A 14,115-nucleotide genomic window follows, 5' to 3' on the forward strand; every position below is an offset into this window, starting at 1 on the left:
GGAATGATTAACGTTTGTTACGCAGATAACGCTTACGGCGCTCTTCTTTACGTTTGGCTTTCTCTTCGGCTTTCAGCGCTTCATCAATTTCAACTTGTTGTAACTCTTCGGTGATCATTTCTGGGCGCTCCAAGGTGATTTGTCCAAGTACACCTTGACGCAGCTCATGCAGTAGGATTTCAGAGGCTTTATGCAGATCCACTCGCGCACCTGCACGTAGCGCACCACGCTTACGACCGATCTCTTCCATCAATTCAACATCGGTTTCTGGAAGTTCATCGATTTGGTAACGCTCTTTCAATCTTTCTGGGTAGTGCTTAGCCAGATACTCGACGGTGTAAAACGCCACTTCATCGTATTCCATCGCGGTATCTTTCACCGCGCCAGTGGCCGCCAAACGAAAACCGCTATGAGGGTTTTCCACTTTTGGCCACAAAATTCCCGGAGTATCAGAGAGCACAATCCCATTTTGCAGATTGATGCGCTGTTGACGACGAGTCACTGCGGGTTGGTTTCCGGTTTGAGCAATTGCGCGGCCCGCTAAGGTATTGATAATGGTTGATTTCCCTACGTTCGGAATGCCCATGATCATGGTGCGAATGTTTTTGCCGATCTCTTCACGCTGTGGAGCGAGCTTGCGGCACAGTTCGAGGATCTTGTGTACTTCCTGCGGATTGGATGTGGTGATCGCCATCGCTTTCACCCCTTTCTCTTGCTCAAGATGGGCAATCCACAGCTCGGTTAACTCAGGATCCGCAAGATCGCGCTTATTCAGTACCTTCACACAAGGTTTTTCACCACGGATATGCGAAATCAGCGGGTTTTCGCTACTGAAAGGAATACGCGCATCAAGCACTTCGATAATCACATCGACTTGCGGAATCGCTTCTTCGATTTCCTTGCGTGCTTTGTGCATGTGCCCCGGAAACCATTGGATTGAGTTGTTAACCATTTGAAAAATTAGCCTTTTAATACAGTCTTAAATGAGTTGAGAGATAAGAATGATGCTTAACATGGAGTCAGCAGGAGCCATCTCGCGCTCAACTCCTTGACGCTATGGTCATTGGAATGCGCCAATGCTAACACTTTACGCCGGATGCGGGAATCGTCATCAGCCCGAACCATGGATTGCACCAGTGGATGAGGGCGTGGGAACGGGTATTTCTATATATTTTCTTTATACCCGACTGGCGCTTTTATACACCTTCTTTAAATCGGGCTAGTTAGTATGCTGGAAGTTGTGATTTAGGAAGCACCGCGGTGCTTAAGAACCATGAAACCTGCAAAACAAACGACAGCCAGCTTGGCATTTCTGGCAATGGGTATCGTCTATGGCGATATTGGAACCAGTCCTCTTTACGCTTTTAAAGAAGTGTTCTTCAGTCACCATCCACTCGCGATTAACCCTGACAATGTGTTGGGGATTTTATCTTTGGTGTTTTGGGCATTTGTCCTGATCGTTTCCATTAAATATCTTTTGCTGGTGACACGCGCCGATCAAAATGGTGAAGGCGGTATTCTGACTTTATCCGCCATTGCTCAACAAAATGCCCCCAAACCTTGGCGGCGGATTGCCATGTTACTTGGGATTTTGGCGACGGGCTTTTTCTTTGGTGAAGCGGTGATAACGCCCGCCATGTCAGTACTTTCTGCGGTAGAAGGGATTGCGGTGGCGCAACCTGACTTAGCTCCTTATGTACTGCCCATTGCCATGATGATTATTGTGGCGCTGTTTGCGGTGCAAGCGATGGGAACTGAGCGTATCGGGCGCTTTTTCGCGCCAGTGATGTTGCTGTGGTTTTTAGTGCTGGCTTTACTCGGTGCCCATGCAATTTGGCACGCGCCCCAAGTATTACGTGCACTCAACCCAGCGTATGCGGTGCATTTTGTCTTGCTTCATGGACAGCACACCCTGTTTATTTTGGGCTTAGTCGTGCTTTCGGTGACTGGGGTTGAAGCATTGTACGCCGATATGGGGCACTTTGGGATTAAGCCGATCCGCATTGCGTGGTTTGCACTGGTGATGCCCAGTTTGCTGCTCAACTATTTTGGGCAAGGGGCGTATCTGCTTACCCTGTCTGCGCCCACAGGTTCTACTTTCTTTAGCCTTGCGCCTAAAGCTTGGTTGTGGCCTTTGATCTTGCTGGCGACGTTTGCCACTGTTATTGCTTCGCAAGCGGTCATCTCTGGGATCTTTTCGTTAGCGAGACAGGCCATCAACTATGGCTATTTGCCGCCGATGAAAATTGCGCATACTTCAGAGCATTCACAAGGGCAGATTTATGTGCCCGCGGCGAACATGTTGTTGTTTGTGGCCGTGATTTTTGTGATGTTGCGTTTTCGCTCATCCGCCAACTTAGCGGCTGCCTACGGTATTGCGGTCACAGCGATCATGATGATCTCTTCGCTACTGTTGGTTTTGGTTGCGCGTTATCAATGGCAGTGGAGATGGCCGCGAGTCGTCACGATTGGGATCGCGTTTATTGGCATGGATACTTTGTTGTTAGCGTCGACCTCAACCAAATTGATGGAGGGTGGTTGGCTGCCTCTGCTTTTAGGATGCGTGGTGTTTATCGTCATGTATATCTGGCAGCAGCAGCGCCAACGCTTGCTGGAAATTGCCGGTAACGAGCTCTCGGTTTCGGCGATGATTCAGTCATTGGAGGAAGAGTCTTTCCAACGTGCCGCAGGAACCGCCGTTTATCTGTCTCGCTCGTTGAATCATGTGCCGCGCTCGCTGCTGCACAATATCAAATACAACAAGACCTTACATGAAAGAAATGTATTGATGACCTTTCAATATGAAGCGGTACCAAGGGTTCACCCATGTCGCAGAGCTGAGATAGAGCAGGTCTCGGCCAGTTTTTGGCAAGTGGTGATCCATATCGGTTATCAAGAGGAGCCAGATATGGCGCAAGTGATGCATTGCTGCGGTCTAAAAGGCTTGTATTTGCATCCCAATGAAACGCTCTTTTTGCTCTCTTCAGAGCGATTGAAAGTACAAAAACTGGGGATGTGGCATGACCTGAAAGTCTGGTTCTTTATTCAGATGAGCAAACATGCGCTGAGAACGTCGGAAAGATTGAATATTCCTCCCGATCGCCTAATTGAGATGGGTGTGTACCGAGAGATGTAAGGCTCGCACGAAAAAACCGTTCAATCTTGAACGGTTTTTTTAGCTCTGAGGTTTAGCCTTTACAAGGCTCCCCTAGTTTTTCGCTAGGGGAGCGAGGCTAATCTTGTTGCGCGACGCCCGCATACAGCGGCCATGCGCCAGATTTCACCACCTCTTTTGTAACTTGCGCACTGTGTGCCAAATCGTAATGGTGCTCGATGCAGGGCGAATAGGCGACAACCAATGACGGACCAGAATGTTCACCTGCAGCTTGCAGCGCTTTAATGGTCTGATTGATGTTGGCACCCAAGGCTATTCTCGCTACAAACGCACCGGGCAGATCTTGGTAAAGTTTAACCAGATCTTTGGCTGGACTTGGATTGGGTAAACTGCACAATTTCGCGGTTTGTCCTTGCGGAGTGGACTTGGATTTTTGTCCACCAGTATTGGAGTAACACTGCGTATCCAGAACCAGAATATTGATGTTACGTCCGCTGCGCATCACATGATCGAGTCCGCCAAAGCCGATGTCATAAGCCCAGCCGTCACCTCCTATCATCCACACCATTTTTTCGCTTAAATAATCGGCCAGCAGTTGCTCTTCCGAGTGAGCAGGAAGTCGCTGCTTCAGCTCAGCAATCTGCGATCTTAGATCGGGAAGCGGAGATTGCGGGGTATATCCGCCTAGCAAACGCTGCGCACGCGATTGTAAGGCTTCCAGTGCCATATTCATGCCCAAGCCAAATTCGGCATTATCCTCAAATAGGCTGTTGGCCCAAGCAGGGCCTCGTCCATCACTATCCTGACTGTAAGGCGTCGTGGGTAGATTGCCGCCAAAAATTGAGGAGCAGCCTGTCGCGTTCGCAATCATCAATCGATCGCCGAATAACTGAGTCAAAATACGGATATAAGGCGTTTCTCCGCATCCTGCACAGGCATTCGGGTATTCAAAATAGGGCTCAACGTGCTGCAATGTTTTGACATCAATTCGCTGCTGCTGATAGGCCGACTGCTTCGGCAAGGCTTGGAAATGAGTGAATCTTTGTTGCTCTGACTGATAACTGAGGTTCTTCTCAAACATATTCAATGCCTTACGCTCTGGCTCTTGTCGATCTTTTGCTGGGCAAACCTGAGTGCATAACTGGCAGCCAGTACAGTCATCCGGCGACACTTGCAGTACATAATGCGCATCGGGTTGCTGTCTTGAGCGATAAGGCAGGCTTTTTAACTCACTCAAGGTGGGATGGGTTTCGCTCACAATGCGGGCACGAATCGCCGAATGCGGGCAAATCGCGACGCAGTAACCGCATTGAGTGCAAAGATCGGTTTCCCAAACCGGCAGCTGTTCAGCAAGATTGCGCTTTTCTAACTGCGAAGTATTGGTAGGCCATACTCCATCGGCCGGATAAGCCGAGACAGGTAGCGCATCGCCTTTCCCCGCCAGCAGTTGTTCAACCAAGCTCGCGCCCCAAATCTTCGGCTGGCTCTGGATGGCCATCGTTGTTTCACTTGGGATCGCAAAAGGCATCTCACACACCGACTGGTACGCTTGGTTCAGGCATTGCAGGCTTTGTGTCAGTTGCTGGTCTGAACGGTGTTTGAGCTGTTCGGTTAGACTCGCTTCCAGTGAGGTCAATAACGCCTGTTCGGTATGCTGGCTTAATAATCGAGCCGCCGCGGCTTGCATCACAATACTGGTTTTATTGCCGAGTTGATGGCGCTCAATCAAGCCATCGGCATCGATGGTGGACACTTGAACCGATAAAGCCTGAAGGCGACTTTGCAATGCGGGCGGTAAAGCGGCCCACAGTGCTTGCCCCGTCAGTGCGGTGTTGAGCAACAGATAGCCATTGGCGATCAGCTTGCTGGCAATGTCACGCTCATGGAGAAGTTTCAGATTGCTGAGCGAAACCAACCAAGCGTGACGAACCGGATAGGGAGCAGTGATCGGTTGCTGACTGAAACGGATATGTGTCGTGGTGACATTGGCAGATTTTTTGGAGTCGTATTCAAACTGACCCTGTACATGCCAGTTTTGGCCTAGGGTTTTAATCAGATTTTTTCCCGCACTGACACTCCCATCGCCGCCATAGCCATACATCAGAACACTTTGATAGGGCTTGTCTCTCGTCGCTGAAATCGTTTTCGGTAGAGTAAGTTGGCTTACGTCATCTTCAATACCCACCACAAACTCGTGCATTTGCTCCTGCTCGGGAGCTTGCATCATGGTGAAAATCGCTTCGACATCTTCTGGGTAAAACGCTTTTCCTGATAACCCATAGCGACCGCGAGAGAGTCGGATCGAGTTTGCCCTCTGGGAATACAAGGCACTTAAAACGTCAAGATAAAGCGGTTCGCCGTGACTGCCCGGCTCTTTGGTGCGATCCAATACGCTGATATGAGTCACCGTGGCTGGAAGCGCATCCCGTAAGGCTTGGCTTGGAAAAGGGCGATATAGTCGGATCTGAATAACGCCAATCCGCTCACCTTGTTGAACGCCAGCAAGGACGACTGGTTTGATGGTGTCGACGGAAGATCCCATTGCGACAATCACAGATTGTGCTTGCGGATGACCGATATACTCGACCAACTGGTAGCGGCGTCCGGTCTGTGTTTCAAAACAGTTCATGATGTTCTGCACCTGTTCAGGCGTACTTTGATGGTATGGTGTTTGAGCCTCGCGACACTGAAAGTAACTGTCGGGATCGGCAGTGGCTCCGCGTAGAGTTGGCCGGTCGGGCGTTAAGGCTCGGGCACGAAAATCAACTAACGCTGGCATGGGTAGCAGTGCAGATAACGCCTCTTCGGAGAGCGGCTCAATCTGGGTAATGGCGTGTGAGGTGAGGAATCCATCAAAGAAATGCACAAACGGTAAGCGGCATTGTAAAGCACTGAAAGTGGCAATGGCGGCCAGATCTTGCGCCTCTTGCGCATTACTGGCGCAGAGCATTGCAACGCCCGTTTGGCGGATGGCCATCACGTCCGAATGATCGCAGTAAATGGATAACGCATGAGTAGCGACAGTCCGAGCCGCCACATGAATGACACAAGGCGTCAGTTCACCAGCAAGCTTGTATAAGCTTGGGATCATGAGCAATAAACCTTGCGATGAGGTAAAGGTAGTGGCAAGTGCACCGCTCATGGCGGCGCCATGAACAACCGCAATACTGCCTGCTTCCGACTGCATTTCCACAAGTTTGGGTACATCACCCAGCAGATTACTCTTTTGCTGGCTTGCCCATTGTTCACAGCTTTCGGCCATGCTGGTGCTCGGTGTAATAGGGTAGACGGCTAGCACTTCACTCAGTTGATAAGCAACGCGGGCAACGGCCGTATTTGCGTCAGTAATCCAAGTCATAATTCACCTCTGTCGGTATCGCAGCGTTTGCGATGGAGGATGGAAGATGTATGATCCGGCCACCTAGGTGACGAGATCACGAACTAACAGGATTAAGAAGCAGTGGTGACAAGACTTAATGAAGCACACAAAGCGCTGATTCTGGTGGCGCTTTACGCCATGGTCACTGTCGTGGGTGTGATGTACCGCAAAGATATGATTGAGACTGATGTGGCTATGCTGTTTTTGCTGCTCAATATCTTGAGCGCATCAGTACTCAAACCGCGCAACGCTTACTTGATGATGGGATTAAGCATCATCGATTATCACTACTTTCTGCTACCAGACTATCAATCGTTCCGATTTGAGAATGCGCAGTACGTGATTACCTATGCGGTGTTAGCTTTTAGTGGGATCTTCGCGGTGAATATAACACAGGCTCAGCGCAAGCAAATAGAGAAAAATAAGCGCCTGCAGCAGCAACACAAGAAGTACTATGAACTTGCTTGCCATCTTTCTGCACTCAGTACCAGTGAAGACATTGCTCAAGCCACCGTCAAATTTTTAAGTAAAGAGAAGGGGATAGTCAGTGCGATCGCGCTATACCAACTGCAGTGGCAATGGGCGGCGCAGCACCCTGATTTCCCCGTTGCAGCAATTGAACTACCGCAGCCTCTTTCGACTGATAGCACATCAACCTTGGTGCAAGATGAGCAGATCAATGCTTTCACCTTGGTGGATCGTGGGACAACCCTTGGTGTCATTTATTTCCTACGTTATCCCCATGATCGCTTCGCATCTCCAGAGGCGTTGCGGCGTGAATCTAAAATCGCACCTTGGGTACGCTCTCTTCTGACTCTTTCTCTAGCAAGGGCTCATGCGCATCGCACCTTGGCCAATGTGGAAGCGGAAAAACAGCTGGAAAGTACGCGCACAACGTTACTCGCGTCTGTCTCGCACGATCTAAAAACGCCGCTTGGCGCGATCATTGGCTCTGCTACCACTTTAACCGATCCGAGTCTTCACCTCTCGACGGAAACCCAGCAAGAGCTGCTGACGTCAATTGCTGAGCAAGGCGAGCGGTTAAATCGCAGTTTGACCAAACTGCTCGATATCACCCGCTATACGGCAACCGCGCTAGTACCTAAGTTAGATTGGGTTGAACCGGAGGAGTTGATTGGAACGGTGCTCAGTCGCTTAGCACCGCGATTAACCCATCACAAAGTACAGATTGAGAGTCAACCGATGTTGGTTGAGCTTGATAGCTTACTGATTGAACAGATGTTGATTAACTTAGTGGAAAATGCTGCAAAATATACACCTAGAGGCAGCGAAATTGAGATCGCTTGTGCTTATCAAGATCAGCAGTTTACGCTGGCGGTGATGGACAACGGCGCGGGCATCCCCGATGAGGCATTGCCTAGAATTTTCGACCGGTTTTATCGTGTGGAAGGCAATCATGCTGATGGAACGGGGCTTGGCTTGGCGATTTGCCAAGTGATTGTTGCGGCTCACCAAGGTTCGATTCGAGTACATAATCGAGAGTCTGGTGGCGCATGTTTTACGGTGACGATTCCTTGCCGCCAATACAATTTAAAGGAACTGTATGAACAGTGAAATTAAGATCCTCATTATTGAAGACGAAGCGCCAATCCAACGGTTTTTGACTGTGCTTATTTCTGGTTATGAGTATCAAGTGAAAGTGGCCAGCACGGCAGAGCAAGGGCTGCATCTGGTGGCGAATTGGAATCCGCATTTGATCCTGTTGGACTTAGGCTTGCCAGATCAAGACGGCATCAGTTTGACGAGAGAGCTGCGAGCATGGACGCAAACCCCAATCATGGTGATTTCTGCCCGAGAAAAAGAAGCGGATAAAGTGCAAGCTCTGGATGCTGGCGCGAACGACTATTTGACTAAACCCTTTGGCAGTGAAGAGCTGATGGCTCGTATTCGGGTGGCGCTGCGTTTAGCGCCGAGCACTGAAAGTGTAGAGCAAACTCGTTTTGAATTGGGGGATCTGGTGTTGGATCTTGTGTTAAAGCAAGTCACCAAGGATGGAGAGCCAGTAAAACTGACCAAAACCGAATACAACATTTTGAAATTGCTAGCAAAAAATATGGGTAAGGTGCTCACACACAAGCAGATCTTAAAAGAAGTGTGGGGCGGCAATTATGTCGAACATCATCACTATGTGCGCATCCATGTGGCTCAGTTACGCCATAAAGTGGAAGACAATCCCGCGCAACCGCGCTTCATCTTGACAGAAAATGGGGTTGGTTACCGTTTAGTGGATAAATAGACATGTAAAATAAAACTATCTTTATAAAATCTATACAGATGTATGCCTGATCCATACAACCGATTTATACAGGGTTCGCTACACTGCTTCACAGGTTAAGGACAGGTAAGGCGTGAACTTTTAGTGGGATTGTTTACGTGCACTTTGCATGGTCTGAAATCTACTTGGTAAACACACATTGTAAAAAGCAGAGGACAACATGGGTGGAATCAGTGTGGGTAAGCTCTTAATCTTGGGGTGTATTGTTGCGCTGATTTTCGGCACTAAGAAATTGCGAACCATAGGTGAAGATGCGGGTTATGCGATTCGCTCTTTTCAAAAAGCGTTACGCAGTGACGAAGTGACGACTCAGTCATCAACGACCGAGGAATCTGTCGACAGCTTCAGCTTCGCTATTGAGCAAGAGCCGTCCCATTCTTCTGATTCTCAGCGCCACTCATAATGTTCCCATTCTCAATACCATCGCATTTGCGGGGCTCTTATGAGCCCCTTTTTTTATGTTCAAATCGATGAAACGTCTCTCGACGTAAGCGACTAGGAAAAAGTGACGATGACTCACATCCTTTAGTTAACCGGATGCTCGCATTTGTCTATGTTGGCGCTTTAATTGGGGAATACTTATAAAGCGGCTCTGCATACCGAGCCGCTTTGAGACTTTCAATCTTCTACCGTGACTTTCACTTTACGCTCGCGTTTTTTGAGTATGGCGCTGGCGGCAAATGTGAGTAAGGCCAGAATCAGTGTGAAGATCGGTGCGATCATCAGTAGCTTGGTCGCAAATTGTTCGAGCTTAGTGGGTAACAGTGAAATACCAAAGCCAGCGCCAACCAAGAATAAAACCCAGCATAGGGCACTAATGGCTGACGCTGAGAGAAAGCGTAGCGGCTGAACGCTATTACGTAATCCCATCACCATAGGGAGCAAAGAGCGTACTACAGGGAAGAAGCGACCAAAAAATAAAGCAATTAATCCATAGCGACGCATCAGTTTATCGGTCGTCATTAATTGTTTATCTGGAACTTTCACTAACCAATTGTTAATTATTCGCCAGTGTTTGAGCTGAGAGCCTTGGTAGAAAGCCACCAGACTACCCAACCAGCCCGCGAGGAATAGGGTAATAAGCACAAAGTGCAGTTGCAATACACCAGTTGCAGCGAGCGAGCCACTCAGTACGATGACACTATCACAAGGCAGTGGCGCAGCAGGCAAGAAACCACTTTCCAAGAAAATCAGTAGCGCTAGGCAGAAATACAGCAAGAGTAAATTAACGTTTTGTAGGGCGAAGGCATCGTGATGCCAAAGCGCACTAAAAATAGAGAGTACGGAATCCAAACGGTGATCCTCTTTTATGATGAAGGTAAAAATGCTCTGCATGAGTGGTCTTACAAAGAGGGCGTCGTGACAACAGAGCTTATCTCTGGATAGACATGGCACACTAACTCGCGCTACACCTCAGTAGCAACAACCCATTGGAATACGAGAAAAGAGGTGTGGCTAAGCGTGCGCGTAACGGGAGTAGAGATTGGAAAATAACCATGCTTTACGAGCATGATTGAGTGTCGTCAACTGGAAGAAACGCTGACTGGGATAAAGAAAATAGTGGCGTAAAGTGAAAGAGAACGTCTCGTTGGCTGCACTGAAATGCGGTGTGAACGTCGAATCTTCTCTTTCTTCAGGTTCTGCTCTTAATAATGTGCGGTAATCTTGCTGGCGATTAGGAAGCAGCGCAAATTTGGCTAACCATGTGTGAGCGGTGTGATGCTGTAGTTGCTTTTCTAAGGTTGGGTCAATAATTCGATGCGCATCACCAGCATGCAGCAAAGGTGCTGCACAGAGCAAAATAAAACTCAACAGTGATGTTACTACATGCAACATGACAGGTTAACCTCTCGCAAAGACGCAGCGAGTATGCTGTGTATTGTTTAAGGTGTAAAGGTTAGAGACACATTCCGCAACGATATTCGCTGGAAGTTTACTTACCGTTGATGCCCCTATCTTGACGAGTATTTAGTTTGCATTTGCTACCTTAGCGGTTTTGGCAATCCCTTTTGGTAAAGCGAGGTAGTAACCTTGGTACATATTAATATCCAGTTTTTGCATCGCAGCGAGTTGCTCCGCCGTTTCGATACCTTCTACAACCGTATGTGCGCCCGTTTTTTGCGCTAGCTGAACACCTGCCAGCAATCCACAGCAATCACCAGCCATAAAATCGAGCAGTAACTGTCTATCCAGTTTGATGATATTGGGGCGCAGCATGGCGACCCGCTCTGGGGTTGATGCTTTACAGCCGAAGTCATCAATCGCAATTTGAAACCCATTGGCGACGAGTTTTTCGGTGGCCATTTGCAGCATGCATTCATCCCCAGACTCAATTTCAACCAACTCCATCACCACGCGATGATGTGGAATATTAAGCTCGGCCAGTCGAGTTGCAAGCAAGGTAGAGCTGATATCACAGTAAGCAAATTGCTCACCGGCAACGGGTAAGACATTGAGAAATAGTCGGGTATCACGGTAGGGGGAAAGGCTGAAATTACGAATATGAATGGCTCGGCTTAAGCGCTCCACATTAAGTTTGTCATCATCCGCGAAGGTTTCAGAATGGAAAAACAGATCGGGCCGGATTTGTGTATGATGCTGGGTAAAAATCCTAACCAGTGCTTCAGCACCCACAACCTGATGTTGCTTATCAAAAATGGGTTGAAAGACACTGCGCAAGGTTAATCCGTTATATCTCGCGTAATACTCGCCGCCTTCATCGTAATGGATGCAGTCGAGAAATTGTTGTTTATCAGTCAGAACCATACAAATTGAGCATCCTTGAACAAAAACAGCGTGATGTTTCCCTGAAGTAAGACTTTTGACGCACGCCATGTTATTGGCGAAACGTTCATTCTGTCAATCTTGCTGTCACACGATAGCATGAGTCATAAAAATGAATTTTTGAGCTAAATTAAGCTTTATTCAGTCTCAATCAAAAGTAGGCATTACTTAAGTAACACCTTAAATTACATTATGTTATGGATGGATGACGAGGATCACATAAATATGCAGGTAAAATACATCAAGCTGTCATATTGCGGTGTTCAATAAATCTGATTGTAGAGTGTGCGTAAAAAGGTTTTACAAATATCGACGTAGCTCACTTTTTGTGGCGGGAAAAAATAGAAATCCGTCTAGATCATTCGTCGAGCAAACGATTAGCTCCACTGTAACACGGCGTAAAGTTGTACATATTTACGAACCAGTTGCTGATTTTTAGAACGCTTCAGTGGGTGCCCGAATTTGATGAAACAGGGACTTATTTGATAGTAATGTTCCAACGTTTGGGTTAATTGCGAATCACTTTCCTGTAACCCGATCCCTTGAGCATGGTATTCCTCCATTTCATCTGGCAGTTGTCCGGTCCACCAATGGAGCAGTTCACGACTTTTTCGACTACGTCCCATCCAGTGATCGCTCAGTAGCAGCAGTAAATCATTGGGCTGAATCACATAAGCGTATTCTTGTTTCCACTGGCTAATGTCGCGCATTAACTTGACTCGGCAAGCTTTACCCGCACTCATCAGATGATGAGTCAAAATCCATACCGTACCCGCGTCACTGGATACTCTGAAATGATGAGGTAAATCGCGTTGATAGGTCGACTCGATGGGGGCGTATTCGCAAGGATGACCAAATTCACTCAACGTTCTGGCAAGGCGTCTTGCAAAAGCTAACCCTAAATGGTGTTCACTCATTCCTTGATTATGAATGGTTGGATAATGCTTCTCACATAATCTGAGGCAGTCCACCTGAAACTCATTGACACTTTGCGTGACGATATCCAGTAGCAAGATGTTGTTCTCCCTTACAAAAGCTAAACAAGATTATCACAGTTACACTTTGTCACTAGCAGGAAACGGTGACTTCTTGATCTCTAGCGCTTTTCTGGTGGGTAAATGTTAGTCCGCTTGGTACTGTTCGATGAATTACCAAATTCACGTTTTGTTACAACTCAGTCATGAACCTTCTTTACTGATATGACTCTTTCAAGGTGCGTGAAAAGCCATAAATGGCGAGTGTTGTCTATACTCTGTCAAAGTTCGTTCTAATTTTTTGATGTACTTCTTCAGATGGATTGACTAGGCGCAACGTAAAAATTGGTAAATACTCTTTCGAGAATAATTGTTAACCAATAAGCTACAACCCTGTAACTGAAACACGATAAGAGCAATGACGTAATGAAAAATTCAGACAGCCAACACTATAACTTGGTCACTCGCAGTATCCATTGGATTTCTGCTTTGGTCGTTATCGGGATGTTTGCCGTTGGCACTTGGATGATGGATCTCTCTTACTACAGTGAATGGTACCGCACAGCACCACACTGGCATAAGTCGGTAGGTTTGTTACTGGCAGGTTTGACGTTATTTCGTCTGATTTGGAAAGCGTTTTCTTCATCTCCGAAAATTGAAGGCGCGCGCTGGGAAATCGTAGCGGCTAAAAGTGCTCATCACTTGATGTACGTTGGATTGTTTGTTCTTTTTGTCTCTGGGTATCTCATCTCAACGGAAGATGGTCGAGGTATTGAGGTGTTCAACTGGTTTACGGTACCTGGGGCGGGGGCTCTATTTGAAAACCAAGCGGATATCGCAGGCAATATCCATTTTTATACGGCTTGGGGCTTAATCATACTGGCGGGGCTGCATGCCGTCGCCGCACTTAAACACCACTTTATTAACCGTGATAACACGTTACGTAAAATGCTGACAGGAGCATCAAAATGAAAAAAACACTAATGGCAGTTGGTCTTGCTGCAGTCATATCTATCCCATTTGCAGCTAATGCCGCTGACTATGTGATTGATACAAAAGGCGCGCATGCTTCAATCAACTTCAAAGTGAATCATTTGGGTTATAGCTACATTAAGGGACGTTTCAATAAATTTGATGGTGAGTTTTCTTACGACCCTGCCAACATTGCCGCTTCGAGTGTTGTGGTGAATGTGGATACACGCAGCCTAGATTCAAACCATGCGGAGCGTGACAAGCACATTCGCAGCGCAGATTTTATCGATGCTTCGAAATACTCGACCGCGACCTTCAAGAGCACCGAAGTGGTTGATAAAGGCAATGGTCAGCTTGAAGTGAAAGGTGACTTGACTCTGCATGGTCAAACTAAACCTATCGTGATCAATGCTGAGTTTATCGGCGCTGGGCAAGATCCATGGGGTGGTCAGCGTGCTGGCTTTGCGGGTACGACCCGTCTTGAGCTGAAAGATTTCGGCATTCAAGTGATGGGTGCTTCTAGCTATGTCGATATGGAACTGCATGTGGAAGGCGTTCAAAAATAATCGATGTTAATCTCTTACTCATTGATGGC

12 protein-coding genes are annotated in these 14,115 nt (G+C 47.6%); 6 read left to right on the forward strand and 6 right to left on the reverse strand.

Annotated elements, in window-relative coordinates; all coding sequences use genetic code 11:
- Nucleotides 1–7: 7 nt before the first annotated feature.
- The gene (gene ylqF, locus T411_RS0112000) at nucleotides 8–952 is read right to left on the reverse strand and encodes a ribosome biogenesis GTPase YlqF (protein ID WP_000247909.1); all 945 of its coding nucleotides are present in this window, start codon (nucleotides 950–952) and stop codon (nucleotides 8–10) included.
- 321 nt (nucleotides 953–1,273) lie between these two features.
- Here ylqF and T411_RS0112005 point away from each other — a divergent pair, with 321 nt between their 5' ends.
- Nucleotides 1,274–3,136 carry a potassium transporter Kup gene (locus tag T411_RS0112005; protein ID WP_000801195.1) on the forward strand — a complete coding sequence of 621 codons (1,863 nt, stop codon included), beginning with the start codon at nucleotides 1,274–1,276 and terminating at the stop codon, nucleotides 3,134–3,136.
- Nucleotides 3,137–3,233: 97 nt separating this feature from the next.
- Here the strand turns inward: T411_RS0112005 and nifJ are convergent, their stop codons facing one another.
- On the reverse strand, nucleotides 3,234–6,473 hold the full coding sequence (gene nifJ, locus T411_RS0112010) for a pyruvate:ferredoxin (flavodoxin) oxidoreductase (protein ID WP_000219878.1): 3,240 nt from the start codon (nucleotides 6,471–6,473) through the stop codon (nucleotides 3,234–3,236).
- A gap of 102 nt (nucleotides 6,474–6,575) precedes the next feature.
- Between nifJ and T411_RS0112015 the strand changes: the two genes are divergently transcribed.
- The 3 genes from T411_RS0112015 to tatA all read left to right on the forward strand — a co-directional run bounded on the left by T411_RS0112015 (nucleotide 6,576) and on the right by tatA (nucleotide 9,193).
- Nucleotides 6,576–8,069, forward strand: coding sequence for an ATP-binding protein (locus T411_RS0112015; RefSeq protein WP_000258672.1), 1,494 nt, complete (start codon nucleotides 6,576–6,578; stop codon nucleotides 8,067–8,069).
- A complete protein-coding gene (locus T411_RS0112020; protein WP_001083606.1) occupies nucleotides 8,059–8,751 on the forward strand; it encodes a response regulator in 693 nt (230 codons plus the stop codon). Before T411_RS0112015 ends, T411_RS0112020 begins: the two co-directional genes overlap by 11 nt.
- Before the next feature lie 199 nt (nucleotides 8,752–8,950).
- On the forward strand, nucleotides 8,951–9,193 hold the full coding sequence (gene tatA, locus T411_RS0112025; protein ID WP_000508976.1) for a twin-arginine translocase TatA/TatE family subunit: 243 nt from the start codon (nucleotides 8,951–8,953) through the stop codon (nucleotides 9,191–9,193).
- A gap of 215 nt (nucleotides 9,194–9,408) precedes the next feature.
- Here the strand turns inward: tatA and T411_RS0112030 are convergent, their stop codons facing one another.
- The 4 genes from T411_RS0112030 to T411_RS0112045 form a co-directional block, all read right to left on the reverse strand.
- The gene (locus T411_RS0112030; protein WP_001912377.1) at nucleotides 9,409–10,083 is read right to left on the reverse strand and encodes a DedA family protein; all 675 of its coding nucleotides are present in this window, start codon (nucleotides 10,081–10,083) and stop codon (nucleotides 9,409–9,411) included.
- Nucleotides 10,084–10,245: 162 nt separating this feature from the next.
- On the reverse strand, nucleotides 10,246–10,626 hold the full coding sequence (locus tag T411_RS0112035) for a hypothetical protein (protein ID WP_000903487.1): 381 nt from the start codon (nucleotides 10,624–10,626) through the stop codon (nucleotides 10,246–10,248).
- 132 nt (nucleotides 10,627–10,758) lie between these two features.
- Nucleotides 10,759–11,556 carry an EAL domain-containing protein gene (locus T411_RS0112040; RefSeq protein WP_000244529.1) on the reverse strand — a complete coding sequence of 266 codons (798 nt, stop codon included), beginning with the start codon at nucleotides 11,554–11,556 and terminating at the stop codon, nucleotides 10,759–10,761.
- 395 nt (nucleotides 11,557–11,951) lie between these two features.
- Nucleotides 11,952–12,587: a hypothetical protein gene (locus tag T411_RS0112045; protein ID WP_000923231.1), complete on the reverse strand. Its 636-nt coding sequence runs from the start codon at nucleotides 12,585–12,587 to the stop codon at nucleotides 11,952–11,954.
- 387 nt (nucleotides 12,588–12,974) lie between these two features.
- On the opposite strand from T411_RS0112045, the gene T411_RS0112050 reads away from it, so the two are divergent.
- Together T411_RS0112050 and T411_RS0112055 are read left to right on the forward strand one after the other, a co-directional pair.
- Nucleotides 12,975–13,520, forward strand: coding sequence for a cytochrome b (locus tag T411_RS0112050; RefSeq protein ID WP_000797822.1), 546 nt, complete (start codon nucleotides 12,975–12,977; stop codon nucleotides 13,518–13,520).
- Complete coding sequence (locus T411_RS0112055) at nucleotides 13,517–14,086, forward strand: YceI family protein (protein ID WP_000753197.1); 570 nt, start codon at nucleotides 13,517–13,519, stop codon at nucleotides 14,084–14,086. The genes T411_RS0112050 and T411_RS0112055 overlap by 4 nt, the downstream gene beginning before the upstream one ends.
- The last annotated feature ends 29 nt before the right edge of the window (nucleotides 14,087–14,115 follow it).

The organism is Vibrio cholerae ATCC 14035, assembly GCF_000621645.1.
Taxonomy (GTDB): Bacteria; Pseudomonadota; Gammaproteobacteria; order Enterobacterales; family Vibrionaceae; genus Vibrio; species Vibrio cholerae.